We start from the raw sequence: 17,930 nt of genomic DNA, 5'->3' as shown, positions 1-17,930 counted from the left end.
TTTGAAGGAGAGCGTTGCGCAATGTGTTTGATCGCCTGGCATTGGCAGCCTGATCATGAAACCCCCTTGCTGCTGATTGGCAACCGGGATGAGTTTTATGCCCGTCCAACACAGGCTTTGCAGTGGTGGGAAGACGCCTCGGTTTTGGCGGGGCGTGACCAGCAGGCCGGGGGCACGTGGCTGGGGGTGAATCGGCGAGGCCAAATGGCGGCGCTGACGAACTACCGCGACCCGATGACCCTCAGAGACAACACGCCGTCCCGGGGCGCGCTGGTGGCTGATTTCCTGGAAGGAGACTGGTCGTCGACGTCCTATCTGGACGGATTGGTCGGGCGATGCGCCGACTACAACCCGTTCAACCTTCTGGTGTTTGACGGCTCGCAACTTCTGGGGCTGGAAAGTCGCCATGGGCGCGTGTTGTCAATGCGTCCTGGCACGGGCGCGGTCTCGAATGCCGACTTTCACACGCCATGGCCCAAAGTGAATGGCCTGCAGCGTGGTCTTGAAGCCGCCTTGGCGGGCGACCAAACCCACGACAAGGCGTTGTTGAATCTGTTGCACGACGATCGCTTGGCGGCAGATGATGTGCTACCTCAAACAGGTATTGGTCTGGCGCGGGAACGTGCGCTTTCTTCGGCGTTCATAGCCGCGCCGGGCTACGGGACGCGGGCGTGCAGCATTGTCAGAATTGGCCGCGATGAGGTCAGCTTTTTCGAGGAAAGTTTCAGCGCGCAAGGCCCCATTGGCGTGGAGTTGCAGGTGTTCAGACCACGCGTTTAGCCGATGCCAAAACGCTTTCGACGCTGGGCCATTTCGGGTGATTGCAAATCCATTAATGTCAAAAAATCGATGGTTTTGAAGGTGCGGTCGATGGCGGGTGCGCCACAAATCCAGGCGCCCAGTGCGAGGTAAGCGGATAGCAGTTTCGGCACTTTGATCGAGCCCGAATGGGTCGTGGTCAACTCACAGGCATAGGCGTCAAGCGGGTGGGTGCGCAAGGCTTTTGGCGCCAGGTGGCCTTGCAATTGGCGGTAGGCAGCCGATGCGTCAGCGTGGCTTTGGGAGGTCAGCGAACTGCACCCGAGCAAGTACCGCGCACCGTTGTCTTGCGCGAACATGGCAATGCCGCGCCACAACATACTCAGCACCGAGTAATTTCGATGATCCGCATGAATGCAGGCGCGTCCAAGCTCCAGAATCTCGCCGCGATGCACTTCGAAGGGGGAAAAGTCGAACTCCTGCTCGCAGTAGTAGCCCAATGCACTCGCTGCGGTGACGCCGGTTTGCATGCGGTAGGTGCCGACGATTTGCCCCGTCGAGCGGCGTTCAACCAATAGGTGACGGCAAACTGCATCAAAGGGATCGCAGTCCAGGCCCGTCTCATAGGCGCTGTTCAAGCCTTCATTCAACTCCAGATTGAACACCTGGAATCGAAGCTGTTGGGCCGCTTGTAAATCGTTCAGGTTGGCGGCGAACCGGAGCAGATAGGGCGACTGAGTGGCCGTACGGAGTGACGCCAAGGATCGGGTCATCAGGTTTTGCATGGTAAGTTCCTCGTCGATAACGCCTCGTGGCGTTGCCAGGTCTGAGAATTTTTGTGTGTTTATTAGTCTGCAGTCAGCGTTTTTTCTTACATCGGCGCGGCACGCTGCTGGGCCGGACAAGGTGAGATGGAGAAAATTTCTGAAGACGCGCGGGCGGTTGGGCCGCTGTGGGGGAAAACTCGGTATCCTTCGCGGGATATTGATTTGTTGGGACTCCTTGAATGAAAACAAAAGCGATCGACGCGATCACCAGCTTGCCCTGGGCGCAGGTGCGCCAACTGGGGGCGCGCGTTCGAAGACCGCTTTCCGATGGTCGACTGACCCAGTGGCTGGGGAAGCTCCGAATCGCGGAAAACATGTCGGTGCGGGCCAGCCTTTTGTTGTCCTTTCTTTGCCTGCTGCTGGGCTCTGTGGTCATCGGTGTTTTTTCTCTTGCACAGATGGGGCGCTTGAACGCATCCACACAAACCATTTACGAGCGCGAATACGCAGCGGGCTTGGCGGCCGAACAGGCGCGAAGCCATGTGCTGCGAGTCAGTCGAGCGCAGAAACAGCTCTTGACCGCGACGACTGCCCAGGAGCGGCTGGACTTGGGCAAAGATATAGAAGCGGGTCTGGGCAACATCGCAGCCCAGGTTGCTTTGATCCAAAAGTTGTCTGATAGACCTCAGACACTGGGGGCGAGTCAGAAACTGACCGACGCCACCGGGGCGTGGGCCGGGCGTTTGCGCCAGTTCGTCGCCATGGTGCAGGCACAACCTTTTGCACAACTGGAAATGAGTTGGGAGGTGCCCTTGGCCGACGCCGGCCTCCTCAACGACACTCGAAAGCTGGAGAAACTCGTGGATGACTTGGTTGAGTTGCGTTCGCAATCTGCCCAGGCCACCATCGCCAGTGCCGCGCAGATTTACCAGTCCTCAGTCGCCTGGGTGGCGGGCATCACCCTGGGTTTGGTGTTACTTGCTGTGCTGGTTGGTAGCTGGGTGGTGCGACGACTGGCTCGCCAATTGGGTGGCGAGCCGCTCTACGCCAAATCCATCGCGCATCGCATTGCCGGCGGCGATTTGACGATGAAGATCAAGCTGGCACCCCACGACACCGAAAGCCTTTTGTACGCATTGGGCGAGATGCAGCAACAACTGGCCCAGACCATGTCGGAGATTGCGGGCAGCTCCAGCATGGTGGCCAATGCGTCCCGCGAGATTTCGCTGGGTAATCTGGACCTGTCGCTCCGCACCGAACAGCAATCGGCCTCATTGGAGAAAACCAGTGGTCACATCGGGCAGATGACGGCCATTGCCAAACGATATGCCGAGAGTGCCACCAAGGCGGCCGAGTTGTCCCACAGTGCCAGTCAGGCCGCCGTGCACGGCGGTGCCGTGGTCGAGCGTGTGGTCGCCAGCATGAACCTTATCAGCAAGAGCACCCAGGCCATTCACGCCAATATCGATGTGATTGAGGGTATCGCCTTCAGAACCAATATTCTGGCCTTGAACGCCGCTGTGGAGGCCGCCCATGCGGGTGAGCAGGGGCGCGGCTTTGCAGTGGTAGCGGCCGAAGTGCGGGAGCTGGCCAACCGCAGTGCCAGTGCGGCCAAAGAGATCAACGCCTTGATTGGCCGGTCCACGCAGCAGGTCAAGGAGGGCGAGCAGCAAGCCCGGGCGGCGGGGCAAACCATTCAGCAAATGGCGCAAACAGTGCAGCAAGTCAACACCGTGATGGTCGAAATTTCGGGTGCGTCGCGCGAACAAAGTGCGGGTATTGAGGAGATCAATCAGGTGGTCTCCGAGTTGGATCAGTCCACGCAGCAGAATGCGGCGCTGGTCGAGGAAAGCGCCGCGGCAGCTCAGTCGCTGGAGGAGCAGGCCCAATCATTGGACCAACTTGTCAGTCGGTTCAAGCTGGACGGAAGCGACGAGGACCGCCGGTATTGACGCCCAATTCATGAAAAAAGCAGGCAATTGGTGAGCCCCAAGTTGCGCAGGCTCAGCAGCCTGGCTTGAAATGAGTTCAAATGCGGGTCTTTTTGCCTGCCGGTGAGGCTGGTCATTTTCTGAACACCGCCTGAGCATGGCGCGCCGGCCATCTCCTTTTCCATGAGACGTCTTTTTTCCATTGGGGCTCTGGTGCCCCTGCTGGTGGCCTGCACGGCCTACAGCACACTTCAAAATCGTCCGGTCGAAGACAAGGCGCTAACCAGTGACTACTCCCTCCACCGGGTGGTCCACAACCCCCGATCAAGCGACGTCACCTTGGTGCTGGCCTTCTCGGGCGGCGGCACCCGCGCCGCGGCATTGGCTTATGGGGTGTTGCAGGAGTTGCGGGATACCGAAGTGGTGCTGTCGGGGCAGCCGCGCCGGTTGCTCGACGAAGTCGATGTGATCAGCTCGGTATCCGGTGGCAGCTTCACAGCCGCCTATTTCGGCTTGTATGGCGATGGCGTTTTTGAGGACTTTGAGCGCAAGTTTCTGCGCCGCGATGTGGCCACTGAATTGGTGTCAGCCCTCGTCAGCCCATTTTTCTGGTTCTCCCGTCAGGGGCGGTCTGACCTGGCGGCGGACCTGTATGAGCGCAGCGTGTTCCAAGGGGCCACTTTTGCCGATCTGCAGCGTCGGGATGGGCCCCTGATCATCATCAATGCCACCGACTTGGGCAGTGGCGTTCGCTTCTCGTTCTTGCAGGACTATTTTGATTTGCTGTGCTCGGATTTGAGCAGTTATCCGGTAGCCCGGGCCGTGACCGCCTCGTCGGCCGTGCCCATGCTGTTTTCACCGGTGGTGCTGGAGAACCACGCCGGCTGCGACAGCAATGCCAAGCGTGCCTTGCAGGTGGCACGCCAGCGCCCAGGAAATTCGCCTCAACTCAAGCAGTTGGTGTCAGGCCTCAGCAGTTATGCCCGCAAAGATGAACGAAAGTTCATTCACCTGGTGGACGGTGGCATCACCGACAACCTGGGCTTGCTGGCATTTCAAGAAACCATTGATGTGGCTGGTGGCGCGCGCGCTTTTCTGGAGCATGTCGGTGGATCGGCTGCCCCCAGGTTGGCGGTGATCTCGGTCAATGCCTCCACCAATTCTGGTGCGGCCATTGATGCCAGCTCCTTCAGTCCGACGCTGGAGCAAACAGTGAACGCGGTCACAGACATTCAGTTGCACCGTTCCAATAACGCAACCGTTGAATTGTTTGGTCGCAGCATGAAGCGCTGGGCGGCCGAACTGTCCACAGATGACCACCCCGTGGAGTCCTACTTTGTTCAGGTTGAGCTGCAGGCGGTCACGGAGCCGGTGCAGCGCGCCTTGCTGCAAACCATTCCAACGACGCTGTCATTGGACAGTTTGCAAGTCGACAGTCTGATTGCAGCAGGCCGGCAATTGCTGCGGGAGAACTCGGAGTTTGTTCGCTTTCGACGTGATTTGGCGACGCACAAATAGGGAACTGCCGTGCTTAGCCAGGTAGGCGTTTCTGGGAATGGTTGTTGCCCGCCAGTTGAGGTGTCCTCACTTTGGCGTCGCCTGAACGATCCAGTTTGAAGGTGCTCACCACCTGTGCCAGTCGGCTGGCCTGATCGCTCAAACTTTCTGCGGCGGCGGCACTTTGCTCCACCAAGGCGGAGTTCTGCTGCGTCATTTGATCCAGTGCCGTGATAGCGGAGTTGATGTCGTTGATGCCCTCGCTTTGCAAAGCGGCCGATGTGGTGATGTCTGCAATGGTTGCGTTGACTTTGCTGACCGAACTCACGATGTCTGTCATGGTGTGACCCGCGTCGGCCACCAGTTGCGTGCCGCGTTCCACCCGCTCCACATTGGCACTAATCAGGTCCTTGATTTCCTTTGCCGCCTGAGCGGAGCGTCCGGCCAGACTTCGCACTTCGCTGGCCACCACGGCAAAGCCGCGCCCCTGCTCCCCGGCACGGGCCGCTTCTACGGCCGCGTTCAAGGCCAGAATATTAGTTTGAAAGGCAATGCCGTCAATCACACTGATGATGTCTGAGATTTTGCGAGAACTGGTGTGAATCTCGTTCATGGTGGACACCACCTCGGCGACGACCGAACCCCCTCGGGCGGCCACAGTGGCTGCCGAGTCAGCCAGTCCGTTGGCCTGGCGAGCGGACTGGGCGCTGAGTCGAACGGTGGATGTCAATTGCGCCATGGATTGCGCGGTTTGCTGCAAGCTGGCGGCGGTTTGCTCGGTGCGATGGCTCAGGTCCTGGTTGCCAGCCGCCACCTCCGAGCTCGCCACCTGAATAGAGTCAGACGCCTCCCGAATCCCACCTACAAGCGCGCGCAAGCGAGCCTGCATGGCGCGAATGGCTTCCAGAAGCCGCCCCGTCTCATCGTGAATACGAACTTCGATTTCTGAAGACAGATCGCCGTTGGCAATGCGTTCGGCCACCACCACGGCGCGGCCAATAGGCTGCGTGACACTGCTCGTGATTTGCCAGCTGATCACGCCGCCCAGCATTAGTGCAAACACGACGAGAGCGGCTGACACCAGCTGCGCCCTGTGCTCCAGGCTGATCACCGTGTCGTTGGCCTCGGTGGTCAGCTTTTGTTGCAGCACCACCAGTTCTTCGACTTTGGCTCGCATTTTGACTTCCTCGGGGCGAACCTGGTTGATCAGGGTCAGGACCGCAGCCTCTGTTTCCCGGTTGGCCCCTTGTTGAATCGCCTCTCGGATGGCCGGGATGGCGACTTTGGCAGCAGCCGCCACTTCGGCCAGCAAGGTACGCTCCGCGTCGCTGGCCTTCAACTCAACCAACAATGCACTCAGTTGCTGCTCGGTTTTCAGGTAATTGGCCTCGGCCGCCTGCGCGAGTTTCACGCCGGCTTCGGCCTGCGAGCCATCCAGGTCGGTTTCCATGTTGGCAAACAAGGCCACCGAACGAGACTGGATGGCGAGGGTGTCAATGCGGGTTCGCAGGTCGTTGGCCAGATCAGTCTTGGCGTTGTTCACTTGCACGATGGTTTGCACCTGCTGGCCCAGGCTTCTGACGGCGTAGGCTCCAGTGAGTGCCACGGCAGTCAGAAGGATCAGGATGCTGGAAAAGCCAACAGTCAGTCGTTTGGCCAGAGACAGTGAGCGTAGTGTGCGAAACAGCAATCGGGTCTCCTTGGGTAGATCGCGCGGGCAGGGTCCACGCGGTTTGGCCTTTCAGTGTAGTGGCAAGGTTGGCGAGAACTTCCGAACGATTTAGCGGGTTTTCCCCAAATTAGATTGAGTGAGTAGCTATGAAAATAATAGTGTTCTGTCAATGACGAGAGGACATGCCAGTAGCGCCGACAGGTGGGGATCCGCCCCTTCTTGCGGGGAAAAAAGAGCCTCCGCTAAACTCAAGCGACAAAAAAGACTGGCTTCGGGCCTGAACCAGGTATGGGGCAGGCACTGCGGTTGGATATGACTCCCTGACTTGGACGACTCCTGATTCATGACTCTTGACCAACTGGAAAACTGGCTCGTTCAACTGACGGATGGGGATGCCCGTCTGGCATTGGCACTGCAAATCTTCATCGTTGTTCTGGCGGTGGTGGTTTTCAACTTCTTCTTGCGTCGTATGCTGAAGAAGCTTGAAGATCGCACCCGCCTGACAACAACGCCGTGGGACTATGCGCTGGTTTCGGCGGCGCGCAAGCCGGTGACTGCGTTGGCATGGATCATCGGCATCGCCTTTGCCGCGCGCATTGTTCAGGCCGAATCCAGCTCTGCGGTGTTCGAGGCCATTGCGCCGGCGCGCACGGTCGGTGTGATTGGGTGTATCACCTGGTTTTTGATCCGCTTCATTCGCAATGTGCAAGACGGCGTCATGGCCGCTCGCGAAGCCCGTGGTGAGGGGCTGGACCGCACCACGGTGGATGCGATCGGAAAACTGATGCGTGTCTCGGTGTTGATTACCTCCGTGCTGGTGGGGCTTCAAAGTCTGGGGTTTTCGGTTTCGGGCGTGTTGGCCTTTGGTGGCATTGGCGGTATTGCGGTGGGTTTTGCCGCCAAAGATTTGCTGGCCAACTTTTTTGGCGGGTTGATGGTCTACCTGGACCGGCCCTTCGTGGTGGGGGAGTGGATTCGTTCCCCCGATAAGGAGATCGAAGGCACAGTCGAGGAGATTGGTTGGCGCTTGACCCGCATTCGCACCTTTGACAAACGCCCTCTGTTTGTGCCGAACGCGGTTTTTGCACAAATTGCGGTTGAGAACGCCTCACGCATGTCGCACCGCCGTATCAAGGAGACCGTCGGGGTGCGTTATGACGATGTCGCCGTCGTGGCGCCTATTGTGAGCGATATCCGGGCCATGCTCCGAGCCCATCCAGACATTGCCCAAGACCAGACCCTGATCGTGAATTTTTTGCAGTTTGCCGCTTCGTCGCTGGACATCATGATCTACACCTTCACCACGACCACCAAGTGGGTCGAGTTTCATGAAGTCAAACAAGACGTGATGCTGCGCATCGCGGACATTGTGGCCAGCCACGGCGCGGAAATGGCCTTCCCGACCCGGACCTTGCACGTGATGGGTCAGGGCCATGACGCCGCAGCGGTTTCGGACCAGATGCCATGAACGACCAGCTGGACTGGCGCGGCACGACTGTTTCCTTTCGCCCCGGGGAGACCATTGCGGCGGCCCTGCGCCAATCAGGCATCCAGGATTTCGGACCGGCCATTGGGGGGCTTCGACTGCGCTACTTCTGTGGCATTGGGGCCTGCCAAGCCTGTTTGGTGTCCATCAACGGGGGAAGCCCCGTAGAAGCGTGTTTGACTCCGGCGCGTGCGGGCATGCAGCTGGACTTTGCCACCCCCTTTGCCAAAGTGGTGAGCCATGATTGACCCCGATGTGTTGGTGATTGGCGGCGGACCCGCCGGGGTGGCTGCCGCGACTGAGCTGGCCGACCTGGGTCGGCGCGTGGTGCTGGTGGAGCAGCGGGACCGGCTGGGTGGTGCGATTCACCGGGCGTACGTCGGGCCCGGTGCCAATCCCCTGCAGGGGGTGGCGCGTCACCGCCGAAATTGGGAGGACCTGGCGCAGCGCCTGGTGCAAGCCGGGGATCGGATCGACACCCACTACGAATCGGTTTTTCTGGGCGTCGACGGCGATGGCCGGTTTTTGCTCGACGAGCGGGCGGGCGGACGGGTGATTGCGCTGCGCCCGAAAGCAGTGGTGTTGGCCGTAGGGGCGATGGAGGTGGTGGTGCCGCGCCCGGGATGGGAACTGCCAGGTGTGACCACGGCAGGCGGCTTGCAAGTTCAGATGAAAGAGACGGGCCGAGCCCCGGACGGGCTCATTTTGGTGGCGGGCACCGGGCCTTTGCCTTTTGCCTTGGCCGCGCAGTTGGTTGCCGCAGGCAACCCACCCGTGGCGGTGATGGAGCGGGGACAACCGGGTCGCGCGGCGTGGCATCAACCCCGGGCGGCGCTGGATGGACTGCGCTCGATCGCCAATGTCAAAGACGCGCTGGGCTATGGCGCGAGTTTGCTGCGTGCCGGGGTGCCTTACCTTCAGGGATGGGCGGTGGTGGCGGTTGAAGCCGTTCCTGATGGCTTGCTGGTGACAAGTCAGCACGTGGGTGGCGAAAGAAAGCAGCATCGTGTGCGCCATCTCGCTTTGCACGATGGCCTGGTGCCTCAAGCGCATGGCCTGCCGACCCAGGAGATGGTGGGTGTGCCGGTGATTCGCGCTGGCGACTGTCGGGAAGTTTTGGGCGCCGATGGGGCCCTCAGCGATGGCAGACGGGCGGCACACGCCGTCGCCCGCCTGCTGGGTGTGGCGGTGCCCGAGGGGCGTTTGGAGCAGACCCTGTCTGCGGCGCGGCGAACCCAGCATGCCATGGCCACGTTGTGCGCGGTTGCTGTGCCGTCGCCCGACGCTGAGACCGTGATATGCCGCTGCGAAGGCCTTCGGCGCGGCGATCTGGATGCCTTAAAGGGCGCACAGTCGGCGCGTGAAATTCGCTTGGTGGGGCGATTTGGCATGGGCGTGTGCCAGGGCCGCTTTTGTGCCAGGCATGTGGCTCGACTGGCCGCGGAAATGGACGTGAACTTTGATCCGGCGGACTTGGCGGGTGACGTGCCTCGTTGGCCGCTTCGCCCCGTGTCCCTCAGCGCGCTGGCGGCGTTCAAGGGCGACTAAGCGGCCGCTCAGTTGTCAATACTGGCCAACGAGAACCGCGTGGGCGAGAGCGCTGACAAATCCTGAGTGGGCTCCAGATCGCAAGCCAGGCGGGCGACGGCACCGCCCACCATGGGACCCAGGCAAATGCCATCGCCTTGCATGGCTGTGGCAATGATGAGACCTTCCAACGTGGGGTGCCGGCCAATGATGGGCAGTCCGTCCGACGTGGTGGCTCGAATGCCCGCAAACGTGCGAACTACGCGCTGCCGTGCCAGCGCCGGGTACACGTCCAGTGCCTCTCGCAAAATGGCTGAGACCGTGACTGCATCGGTCTGCCGGTCAGTCAGGCCTTCCTCCCGGCTGCTACCGATCAGAAACTGGCCCGTGGCCAAGGGATCAATCACCAAATTGACGCTGCGTTGGCCCGGCACGGTGGAGCGCTTGGCGGCCAGATAGCCGGCTGACATCAACGGGCCGGGAAAGGCTGCGCCACCCATGGCCGCCCGGTCGGTGACGATGAGCTGTCCCTTGCGGGGAATCATGATGTCGCTCAGTCCCAGCAAGGGGCCGGAGTCAATGCCGGCGGCCACGACCACCCGGTCAGCGAGAATACGACCGGCATCGGTCTCGACCCCAATGACCCGCCCCTGGGACACTGCCAGACGACGAACTGCTGTGTGGCGCTGGGGTGTGATTCCGGCGGCGGCCAGCAGGCGACTCACCACCTGGTAACCAATGGCGTGGCCATCTTGTGGAACTTTGAGACCGGCCAGCACCCGATCGCCCAAGCCGGGGACTTGGCTCAGGAGTTCGGCACGGGTCAAGGCTGTGGTTGGTTCTCCCTCCCCCGACAGGTCTCTCCCCTGGGTGTGAATCAGCGTCACTTCCTCTGGGGTGCGGGCAAACAAATAGGTGGGACGGGTATGGAAGGCGCCGGCCAGCACGCCGTCGGTTACCAGTTGTGCGTACAAATCCCGGGCTTCCCGGGCGAGATGCATCATGGTGCCGGGGCGCTTGCTGGCCACCGAAACGGCCCCATCCGAGGCACCGGTGGCGCCCGACGACGGCGTTCGCGCATCCAGCAGGGTGACGCGAGCCCCGGCCAGCGTCAGGTAGTACGCGGTGGCCGTCCCCACAATGCCCGCGCCAACGATCACAACATGGGGGAGGGCAGTAGAAGGAGTCATGTCAGAAGCGGGCTGAAAAATTCCATTATCGGGGTCAGGCGGACGGCATCCTGGGCGGTCGATGGGTCACGCGAGAGGGGTGGCGCAGCGCGTGCGCCGGGATGTATTCTGTTACTGATCTTGCACAAGCAGTGGAGACTTGGCGGAGGGGAAAAACTACCATGGGTCTTTCAAGGAAATTTCATGGCAATTACTCCCGGCTTCTTCAATAAACGCGATCCTGAGGTGGCGACTCCCCGTCATATTCCGAGCACTCATAACAATGCCAGCTACAGCCCCACGGGCTCGCCCGTGACCCAACCGGCGACGTCGGCGACACCCGCACCTGTTTCGGCGAGCGAGGCGGCCACGGCCCCTGAAGGCGGTAGCAAACTCACAGTGGGGCCCAACATCAAACTCAAAGGGGTTGAGATCACTGATTGCGATACGTTGGTGGTTGAAGGACTGGTTGAGGCGACGATGGATTCGCGCGTCATTCAAATTTCGGAGCGTGGTGCGTTCAAAGGCGCAGCTGAGATCGACATTGCGGAAATCCATGGCCAGTTTGATGGCAATCTGACCGTGCGCCAGAAGCTGACGATCTTCTCAACTGGCAAGGTCAGTGGCAAGATTCGCTATGGCAAGGTGGTGATCGAAGAGGGCGGCCAGCTCACTGGCGAAATCCTCTTTGGCGCTGCCACCCCGTCACCCAAATCCAGCAGCCAGGAAAAACCTGTTTTGTCGGTGGCTAACGGCGCTTGATTGCCCCGCCCTGCGGTTCGACTTGTGCGTGCGCCTCGCGCACGCAGTCTTCCAACTCCGTGAATGCATCCGCCAGATAGTCACCCAGACGGGCAAGGTTGGGGAGCTCGTCGGTGGCGATCAATCCAAAGTACAACTCATCGGCATAGCTGAACAAGGTGATGTTGAGCAGGTTGCTGGGCGGCAAGGTGCTGATCGGGTGCATCTCCTGCATTCTTGCGCCCTTTAAAAACAAGGCGTTTGCCGGCCCCGGTACGTTGGAAACCAAGGTGTTTCCTGTCGGGGGCAGGCGGTCGCTGAGCTTCAGCATTTCGGCAATCTGGCCAAACACCCCGGTGATCAGGGTGTAGGACTCAATCGCATCCGGGCTCACGCTGTCAATCATGGTGCGCACATTGCGCAACGAAAAACCAATGTTGCGCAAGCGAACATAGGGGTCGTCAGTGGGCGCGGAGAGTTCGACCTGGATGATGCCAATCTTGTTGCCCGCAGATTTTTCCCCCTCTTGACGCAAATTGACTGGCATTTGAATCGTGATGGGGCGATCGAGCTGGACGCCCTGGTCTTTCAGGTAGCGGTGCAGGGCCGCGTCCACGCAAGTCAGTGCCACGTGGTTGAGGGTCGAGCGGGTGCGTTCCCTGATGTGTTTGACCCGGGCCATTGACACGGCTGCCGTGGCAAATTGCCGCCCTGATGTGACCTGCCCCGTCAAAGGCGTATCGGCGCTGGCCAGAAAGGGCAGCGCGATGGCGTTTTTGGTGAGCTTGACGCTTTCGAGCAGCAACATGGTGGCCAGGCGACCAATGCCGAGGACGCGTTTGCTGTTACGTGTGACCTGCGTCCAGGCCGATTGGATCACTTCTGCCTTGTGGCGCAGGCGCAGCGGCCCGCCCGTGCCGTGGCGAACGGTCCACACGGGTTGCAAATCAAGATCGTCCGCGCTGGCGGCCAAGCCTTGCGCAGTCCAGCGGGCCATGGTCACTCCGTCGGCGACGGCATGGTGCATTTTTTGATACAGGGCGAAGGTGGCATTCGGCAGTCCGTCGATGACATGCATCTCCCACAGCGGTCGGCTGCGGTCCAGACGCGGTGTGTGCAGCTCGGACACAAAGGCGTACAGCGCCTCCCGGTCGTTCGCGTCCTTGGGAAGCTTGTGATAAAAAATATGTTGCGACAAGTCCACTTCATCCAGAGCCCGCCAGCGCGGCATGGCGGTAAGTGAGAAGTGAATGACCCGGTTAAAGGGGGGCTTCACGTCAGTGAGGCTCAAATACTCCTGGTACAGCTTCTTGACGAAGGTCGCACCCGCTTTGGCCGGCTTTTTGAACAGCAGCAAGCCGCCGACATGTTTGGGGCTGGCGTCAGACTCGGCGATAAAGAAGGCCAGGTCTAACAGGGACAATTTGCTCATATCGGCTCCAGGTCGGTATCAAAAGGGCACAGCCAGCACGCGGGGCGCGGGTCTTAATTTGTTTGCAATTGAAACACGGGTCGGCGCTCGCCCACCGTCAATCCTCGGGCATTGCTCAGCGTGGTGGCTCTCCACGGCGCCAGCGCCTCGCGCTGCGCGTCGTCCAGCCAACCCAGTTGATCCAGCGTTGCGACCGTGGCCGCAAACAGGGCCGGTTTGTTGGCATCAATGATTTTGATCGCCAGGGCCTCACCCCGGCTTTTGCTGCCGACGACCTGAACGCCATCGGCGCCTACCTTGGTGACCCAGTCGCCGCGCCCCGCCTGCATGAAGGCGAGGTCATTCCTGCCCGCGCCTGAGACCAGATCCGGGTGGGTGGTCATGGCTTCGCTCAAGGTGGCAAAGCTGGCGCCAAACTCGGCATCGCGTTCACCACTTGCGAGGCGGGCATAGCCGTAAGCCAGTCGAGACAAAGGCATGGCGTAGTTGGGCGCAGAGCAGCCGTCAATGCCCATGCGAAGGTCTTGCTCATCCATGCCCACCGCACGTGCAACGTCCCGCCGCACGGCTTGCTGCAATGGATGGTTCGGTTCAATGTAGTCGTCCAGGCTTAGCCCGTGTTGTACGCAGTAGGTGAGAAACCCTGCGTGTTTGCCGCTGCAGTTGTTGTGGCGCTCGTCATACACCAGGTCGGTCGGCGGTGCTTGCTCAAGTGTCGCGAAGATACTGGGCACATGGCAGCCGCAACGAAGTGCTTTGTAGGTGAGGCCTGCTTGGTCCAGCATGCTTTGCGCGGTGGACACATGTTTGGCTTCACCGTTATGGCTGGCGCACAGCAGAGCCACTTGTTCCGTGGAATAGCCGAACTGCCGATGCCCACCTGCCTCCAGAAAGGGCAGTGCCTGCAGGGCTTTCAAGGTGGAGCGCGAAAAGGTCAGCCAGTGAGGGTCGCCGGCGTGGGCGGTCAATTTTCCCCGGGTGTTCACCACGGCGATGGCGCCAAAGTGGATGCACTCCAGCGTGCCTCCACGGGTCAGTTCAATCAAGGGAGCGAGATTCATGAGGTGATTGTGGCCCAGCGTCTGGACGATGTTCGGGCATTCCAGTCTAAACCGGGATATCAGGGCGCATGAAGCCTGCTTATGTTCTACTTCGCTCCTTCACCATGCTCCCTCCTACGCACTGACTTTGTTGTCACTTTCGCCATGTTCAAAGACCTTTTTAAAGGGGCGCGCGCGCCGTTGTCTGAGTGGTCCCTGTCCGAGGCCGAGCAACAGGTGCTGGGCACCTTTCCAAGTCGGGAAGATGTCGCCGTGCAACTGGCCAGCGCCACAACCTGGATGCCCCTGAGCCTGGCGCAAGCCCGATTGGTGGTGCTTCATATGCGGCCACGCCGAATGGCGCTGGGCACCGTCTTTATTCAGGAAGGCGACGCCACCAACACCGGGCTCATGTTTTTTGTGCTGAGTGGCGAGGTGATCATTGAGGCCGTCGAATACACCCGGGATGACCCCATGACCGTCACCGTACTGGGTCCGGGCAGCATGTTGGGGGAGTTGGCTTTGCTGGATGGATCGCCGCGGTCGGCGTCATGCACGGCCGGCGCTGAATTGTGTTGCGTCACATTGGATCGACCCGGGCTGCAGGCGCTGCTGGCGGAGCAGCCTGAAATCGGCGCCCGACTGGTCATGGCCATGGCCATGCGTATGGCCGAGCGACTGCGTGACAACACCGTCAAACTGAAAAAATATGTGCAACTCACGCGCATGCTTCAAGACGAGCTGGAGCATCGAAAACTTCGAACACGCTGAGCATGCGGCGACCTTCACTTGCGTTCACTCAGACCAGCTCGCGTCTGTTGCTGTTGGCCGTGCTGCTGGCAACGCTGGCTTTGTGGGTGCTGGACCCCATTGTCTTGAGCAAGTTGCGGCTCGCTCAGTTTGACCAGTTTCAACGCTGGCAGCCGACCCAGGCCGCACCCAGTGCCGTGCGGGTGGTGGATGTCGACGAGGCTAGCCTGGCTGCCTACGGCCAGTGGCCCTGGCCGCGCACCCGGTTGGTGGAGCTGGTGCAGCGCTTGCAAGGCGCAGGCATTGCTGCCATTGCATTTGACGTCTTGTTGGCAGAGCCGGACCGAACGGCGCCCAAAGCCATGGCCCGGCTCTGGCAAAGCGCACCCGCCAACACTCTCCTTCAAACAATGCCAGACCCGGATGAGGCCCTGACTCAGGCCTTGCGTGGCGCCCCAGTGGTGTTGGGCAGTAGCTTGTCCAACAGCGCCTCAATGGCCGCGGGGCATGCGCCCGCCCTGCCGTTTCGCGTGGTCAATGCCGGCACACCGCCTCCCTGGATGCCTGACTTTGGCAGCGCTGTGTGGCCGCTCTCCAATCTGGCGGCGCAGGCGGGTGGCGTGGGCGCCATGAATTTTGCCGCGGACGCCGATGGCGTTTTGCGTCGGGTTCCGCTGATGTTCCGTCTGAACGGGCAATGGGTGCCCAGCTTGAGCGCTGAGACCTTGCGCGTGGCGCAGGGCGCGCGCAACTATGTGGTGCGAAGCAACGAGGCAGGGGTGGAGGAGGTGCGTATTGGCGCCATAGCCGTGCCCACGACGGCGCAGGGTGAGATCTGGTTGGATTTTGGGCAGCACATGCCGGACTTGCTCGTTCCGGCGGCGCAAGTCCTCTCCGGCCAGTTGACCGACGGACAGTTGAAAGGCCATCTGGTTGTGATTGGCAGCACCGCGGCGGGGCTGATGGATGTGCGCAGCAGCCCCTTGGGCCACCTGATGCCCGGGGTTCAGGCCCATGCCATGGCATTGAGTCAAATGCTTTCAGGACAGTACCTGTTGCGTCCGGCCTGGGCGCGGGGCGCTGAAGGGCTGGCGTTGTTACTGGGCGCATTGGTTGCCGGTTGGGTGGCCTTGCGTGTGCCGGTTCGCCGGTCGGCCACGCTGGCGATCGTGCTGGTGGTGGCCTTGTTGGCGGCTGCCTGGTGGGCCTTCATGCGATAACGCTTGCTGCTGGACGCCACCAGCCCGGCGCTGGCGGTACTGCTCACCTTTGGTCTGGCCAGCGGCGTGCGCCACCGCGTGACCGAACGGGAACAACGGTGGCTGCGCCAAGCCTTTTCCCGCTATGTCTCACCGAATCGGGTCAAGCACCTGATGGCCCACCCCGAGCAACTCATCCTGAGCGGAAAACGCCAACAGTGCGCCTTTGTCTTCACCGACCTGGAAGGCTTCACCAGCATGATCGAGGCCAGTGACCCGGCGCAGATTGTGGGTGTGATTAATGATTATCTGGACGCCATGCTGGCCATCATCTTTAAACACGAAGGCACGCTGGACCGCTTCATGGGCGACGCGCTGGTGGTGATGTTTTCCGCGCCCGTACCGCAGGCCGACTATCGTCAACGGGCCCTGGATTGCGCGCTGGAAATGCATGCTTTTGCGTCCCGCTATGCCCGTCAACAGCAGGCCCGGGGGCTGGCTTGGGGGTCGACTCGCATAGGGGTGCACAGCGGCGAGGTCATTGTGGGCAACTTTGGCGGTAAAAACTTGTTTGACTACCGTGCTTTGGGCGACCCGATCAACACCGCAGCCCGACTGGAAAGTGTCAACAAGCATCTGGGCACTCGGGTGTGTGTTTCCGGGGCCATTTTGGACGGCTGCCTTGGTACGGCGGCACGACCGGTTGGGCGCCTGCTGCTCAAGGGCAAAACGGAGGCGCTGCAGGCCTTTGAGCCCGTCGCCGCTATGGACGCTGCTGCGTGCGCCTCACCGGCGGACTATGGCGTTGCCTTTAAGGCACTGCAGCATGGGGCCTTGGCCACCGCCCTGGCTCACTTTGAGGCGTTGGCGGCCCGCCACCCGCTTGACCCGCTGGTGGGTTTGCACCTGGCGCGTTTGCGCCAGGGCGAGTCCGGAGACCTGATCGTGCTGACCGAGAAGTGAGCCCGACCCTATCTCAGGGTGATCTCGACTCTGCGATTGCGCGGCTCGGCCACTTCATCGGCCGTGGGAGCCAGCAGGTTGCGTTCGCCATGCGACTCCACCGCCATCACGGCATCTTGCAGGCCCAGGCTTCGAAGTTGCTCGGCCATTGCGTTGGCGCGTTCCAGTGCCAGAGCCTGGTTAGCGGCACTCGCGCCCTGTGTATCCGTGTGACCGATCACCGAAATGTCCAGCGACGTGCGGCTTTTGGCGCGCGCCAGCAAACGTTCCAGCACCAGTTTTGACTCCGCGGTCAATTCGCTGCCCTGGTTGAAGTACAGCAAAAACTGCTCGGGCAACGGGGGGCGGGCGGCCAAGGCAGCTCCAAAATCCTTTTGGAGCTGCTTGGGCGTAACTTCAAACGGCGGGGTACTCCCATCCAATGCTGCAGCCGTGTGGTCTTGCGTGAGGACTTGCGCGCCTTGCGCGCCAGTCAACGTCACTTGGCCGAGGGTCCCATCGGGGCTGGTTAGCAGCGCCACGTAAGAACGGGGGCCCGCACAAGCACTCAAAAGCGCAGCCAGCGCCAACACCAGAACGGTTTGGGCGGAAATTTTCAAGGGATTCATTGTGCGTCCTCCACTTTGGCCACGAACTGGGTGCCGCGTACGCCAATGATGCCGGTCGGTGTTTTGACCGAGACGGCCGTGGGTTTGAGTTTGGCAATCACGCCAGAGACGTAATTCAGGCTACCTCGCGTCAGCCGGGTGCTCAGCTTCAAGTCGCCCTGGGCTGGGGCGTAGAGGTACTCGTCCACCGTCATCTCGGTGTCGGGCCCAAATGACATGAGGGTGTTGTCCTTGAACGTGACCCCCATGGCCGACGCTGGCATGGTTTTGAGCAGACTGCCCAACGACACCGCCGTGCCCGGTTGCGCCTTGACCGACTGCCCGGCCGTGATCACGAAGGCCTCACCGGTGACCGTTTTGACATAAGCCACGGGCTCGGGGGCAGACTG

Annotated in this window: 17 protein-coding genes; 10 read left to right on the top strand and 7 right to left on the bottom strand. The window is 60.9% G+C overall.

Translation table 11 applies throughout. The features are described 5' to 3' along the window. The first annotated feature begins 21 nt into the window (after nucleotides 1–21). Nucleotides 22–780, top strand: coding sequence for an NRDE family protein (locus J8G15_RS13240; RefSeq protein ID WP_210542563.1), 759 nt, complete (start codon nucleotides 22–24; stop codon nucleotides 778–780). On the opposite strand, the gene J8G15_RS13235 is transcribed toward J8G15_RS13240, so the two are convergent. Continuing rightward, on the bottom strand, nucleotides 777–1,544 hold the full coding sequence (locus J8G15_RS13235) for a GNAT family N-acetyltransferase (RefSeq protein ID WP_210542561.1): 768 nt from the start codon (nucleotides 1,542–1,544) through the stop codon (nucleotides 777–779). The genes J8G15_RS13240 and J8G15_RS13235 overlap by 4 nt on opposite strands. A gap of 221 nt (nucleotides 1,545–1,765) precedes the next feature. On the opposite strand from J8G15_RS13235, the gene J8G15_RS13230 reads away from it, so the two are divergent. Both J8G15_RS13230 and J8G15_RS13225 read left to right on the top strand, forming a co-directional pair. Beyond that, nucleotides 1,766–3,478 carry a methyl-accepting chemotaxis protein gene (locus tag J8G15_RS13230; RefSeq protein ID WP_240538274.1) on the top strand — a complete coding sequence of 571 codons (1,713 nt, stop codon included), beginning with the start codon at nucleotides 1,766–1,768 and terminating at the stop codon, nucleotides 3,476–3,478. 162 nt (nucleotides 3,479–3,640) lie between these two features. Further along, a complete protein-coding gene (locus J8G15_RS13225) occupies nucleotides 3,641–4,975 on the top strand; it encodes a patatin-like phospholipase family protein (protein ID WP_210542560.1) in 1,335 nt (444 codons plus the stop codon). 13 nt (nucleotides 4,976–4,988) lie between these two features. Here J8G15_RS13225 and J8G15_RS21925 read toward each other — a convergent pair whose 3' ends face one another. Then, the gene (locus tag J8G15_RS21925) at nucleotides 4,989–6,644 is read right to left on the bottom strand and encodes a methyl-accepting chemotaxis protein (protein ID WP_210542559.1); all 1,656 of its coding nucleotides are present in this window, start codon (nucleotides 6,642–6,644) and stop codon (nucleotides 4,989–4,991) included. Between the two features lie 325 nt (nucleotides 6,645–6,969). Between J8G15_RS21925 and J8G15_RS13215 the strand changes: the two genes are divergently transcribed. Genes J8G15_RS13215 through J8G15_RS13205 form a run of 3 tightly spaced genes read left to right on the top strand, consistent with a single transcriptional unit; the run spans nucleotide 6,970 to nucleotide 9,660 of the window. Continuing rightward, nucleotides 6,970–8,094, top strand: a complete 1,125-nt coding sequence (locus J8G15_RS13215; protein ID WP_210542558.1) for a mechanosensitive ion channel family protein — start codon at nucleotides 6,970–6,972, stop codon at nucleotides 8,092–8,094. Next, nucleotides 8,091–8,360: a 2Fe-2S iron-sulfur cluster-binding protein gene (locus J8G15_RS13210; RefSeq protein ID WP_210542557.1), complete on the top strand. Its 270-nt coding sequence runs from the start codon at nucleotides 8,091–8,093 to the stop codon at nucleotides 8,358–8,360. The genes J8G15_RS13215 and J8G15_RS13210 overlap by 4 nt, the downstream gene beginning before the upstream one ends. After that, nucleotides 8,353–9,660, top strand: coding sequence for an FAD-dependent oxidoreductase (locus J8G15_RS13205; RefSeq protein WP_210542556.1), 1,308 nt, complete (start codon nucleotides 8,353–8,355; stop codon nucleotides 9,658–9,660). Before J8G15_RS13210 ends, J8G15_RS13205 begins: the two co-directional genes overlap by 8 nt. Before the next feature lie 8 nt (nucleotides 9,661–9,668). On the opposite strand, the gene J8G15_RS13200 is transcribed toward J8G15_RS13205, so the two are convergent. Further along, nucleotides 9,669–10,829, bottom strand: coding sequence for an FAD-binding oxidoreductase (locus tag J8G15_RS13200; protein ID WP_210542555.1), 1,161 nt, complete (start codon nucleotides 10,827–10,829; stop codon nucleotides 9,669–9,671). 183 nt (nucleotides 10,830–11,012) lie between these two features. Here J8G15_RS13200 and J8G15_RS13195 point away from each other — a divergent pair, with 183 nt between their 5' ends. Beyond that, nucleotides 11,013–11,570, top strand: coding sequence for a polymer-forming cytoskeletal protein (locus J8G15_RS13195; RefSeq protein WP_210542554.1), 558 nt, complete (start codon nucleotides 11,013–11,015; stop codon nucleotides 11,568–11,570). Here the strand turns inward: J8G15_RS13195 and J8G15_RS13190 are convergent. Together J8G15_RS13190 and J8G15_RS13185 are read right to left on the bottom strand one after the other, a co-directional pair. Beyond that, the gene (locus tag J8G15_RS13190; RefSeq protein ID WP_210542553.1) at nucleotides 11,557–12,981 is read right to left on the bottom strand and encodes a wax ester/triacylglycerol synthase family O-acyltransferase; all 1,425 of its coding nucleotides are present in this window, start codon (nucleotides 12,979–12,981) and stop codon (nucleotides 11,557–11,559) included. The genes J8G15_RS13195 and J8G15_RS13190 overlap by 14 nt on opposite strands. 53 nt (nucleotides 12,982–13,034) lie before the next feature. Next, complete coding sequence (locus tag J8G15_RS13185; RefSeq protein ID WP_210542552.1) at nucleotides 13,035–14,042, bottom strand: asparaginase; 1,008 nt, start codon at nucleotides 14,040–14,042, stop codon at nucleotides 13,035–13,037. A 144-nt stretch (nucleotides 14,043–14,186) separates the two neighbouring features. Here J8G15_RS13185 and J8G15_RS13180 point away from each other — a divergent pair, with 144 nt between their 5' ends. Genes J8G15_RS13180 through J8G15_RS13170 form a run of 3 tightly spaced genes read left to right on the top strand, consistent with a single transcriptional unit; the run spans nucleotide 14,187 to nucleotide 16,933 of the window. After that, nucleotides 14,187–14,792: a cyclic nucleotide-binding domain-containing protein gene (locus tag J8G15_RS13180; protein WP_210542550.1), complete on the top strand. Its 606-nt coding sequence runs from the start codon at nucleotides 14,187–14,189 to the stop codon at nucleotides 14,790–14,792. A 2-nt stretch (nucleotides 14,793–14,794) separates the two neighbouring features. Next, a complete protein-coding gene (locus tag J8G15_RS13175) occupies nucleotides 14,795–15,991 on the top strand; it encodes a CHASE2 domain-containing protein (protein WP_210542548.1) in 1,197 nt (398 codons plus the stop codon). A gap of 3 nt (nucleotides 15,992–15,994) precedes the next feature. After that, entirely contained in the window at nucleotides 15,995–16,933 is a 939-nt protein-coding gene (locus J8G15_RS13170) for an adenylate/guanylate cyclase domain-containing protein (RefSeq protein ID WP_210542546.1), read from the top strand. An 8-nt stretch (nucleotides 16,934–16,941) separates the two neighbouring features. Here J8G15_RS13170 and J8G15_RS13165 read toward each other — a convergent pair whose 3' ends face one another. Both J8G15_RS13165 and J8G15_RS13160 read right to left on the bottom strand, forming a co-directional pair. Beyond that, nucleotides 16,942–17,541, bottom strand: a complete 600-nt coding sequence (locus tag J8G15_RS13165) for an OmpA family protein (protein ID WP_210542545.1) — start codon at nucleotides 17,539–17,541, stop codon at nucleotides 16,942–16,944. Further along, nucleotides 17,538–17,912 carry a FecR domain-containing protein gene (locus tag J8G15_RS13160; RefSeq protein WP_240538273.1) on the bottom strand — a complete coding sequence of 125 codons (375 nt, stop codon included), beginning with the start codon at nucleotides 17,910–17,912 and terminating at the stop codon, nucleotides 17,538–17,540. Before J8G15_RS13160 ends, J8G15_RS13165 begins: the two co-directional genes overlap by 4 nt. Nucleotides 17,913–17,930 lie beyond the last annotated feature (18 nt).

The organism is Rhodoferax sp. PAMC 29310 (genome assembly GCF_017948265.1).
In the GTDB taxonomy this organism is placed as follows: Bacteria; Pseudomonadota; Gammaproteobacteria; order Burkholderiales; family Burkholderiaceae_C; genus Rhodoferax.
The sequence above is the reverse complement of the archived record's forward strand: the minus strand, read 5'-3'. Positions and strand labels throughout refer to the sequence as shown.

Excerpts from the sequence above, each read along its gene's own strand:
- J8G15_RS13210 (WP_210542557.1), top strand. The coding sequence starts at position 8,091 with ATGAACGACCAGCTGGACTGGCGCGGCACGACTGTTTCCTTTCGCCCC.
- J8G15_RS13205 (WP_210542556.1), top strand. The coding sequence starts at position 8,353 with ATGATTGACCCCGATGTGTTGGTGATTGGCGGCGGACCCGCCGGGGTG.
- J8G15_RS13165 (WP_210542545.1), bottom strand. The coding sequence starts at position 17,541 with ATGAATCCCTTGAAAATTTCCGCCCAAACCGTTCTGGTGTTGGCGCTG.
- J8G15_RS13190 (WP_210542553.1), bottom strand. The coding sequence starts at position 12,981 with ATGAGCAAATTGTCCCTGTTAGACCTGGCCTTCTTTATCGCCGAGTCT.
- J8G15_RS13185 (WP_210542552.1), bottom strand. The coding sequence starts at position 14,042 with ATGAATCTCGCTCCCTTGATTGAACTGACCCGTGGAGGCACGCTGGAG.
- J8G15_RS13215 (WP_210542558.1), top strand. The coding sequence starts at position 6,970 with ATGACTCTTGACCAACTGGAAAACTGGCTCGTTCAACTGACGGATGGG.
- J8G15_RS13230 (WP_240538274.1), top strand. The coding sequence starts at position 1,766 with ATGAAAACAAAAGCGATCGACGCGATCACCAGCTTGCCCTGGGCGCAG.
- J8G15_RS13235 (WP_210542561.1), bottom strand. The coding sequence starts at position 1,544 with ATGCAAAACCTGATGACCCGATCCTTGGCGTCACTCCGTACGGCCACT.
- J8G15_RS13240 (WP_210542563.1), top strand. The coding sequence starts at position 22 with ATGTGTTTGATCGCCTGGCATTGGCAGCCTGATCATGAAACCCCCTTG.
- J8G15_RS13200 (WP_210542555.1), bottom strand. The coding sequence starts at position 10,829 with ATGACTCCTTCTACTGCCCTCCCCCATGTTGTGATCGTTGGCGCGGGC.
- J8G15_RS13175 (WP_210542548.1), top strand. The coding sequence starts at position 14,795 with ATGCGGCGACCTTCACTTGCGTTCACTCAGACCAGCTCGCGTCTGTTG.
- J8G15_RS13225 (WP_210542560.1), top strand. The coding sequence starts at position 3,641 with ATGAGACGTCTTTTTTCCATTGGGGCTCTGGTGCCCCTGCTGGTGGCC.
- J8G15_RS13180 (WP_210542550.1), top strand. The coding sequence starts at position 14,187 with ATGTTCAAAGACCTTTTTAAAGGGGCGCGCGCGCCGTTGTCTGAGTGG.
- J8G15_RS13195 (WP_210542554.1), top strand. The coding sequence starts at position 11,013 with ATGGCAATTACTCCCGGCTTCTTCAATAAACGCGATCCTGAGGTGGCG.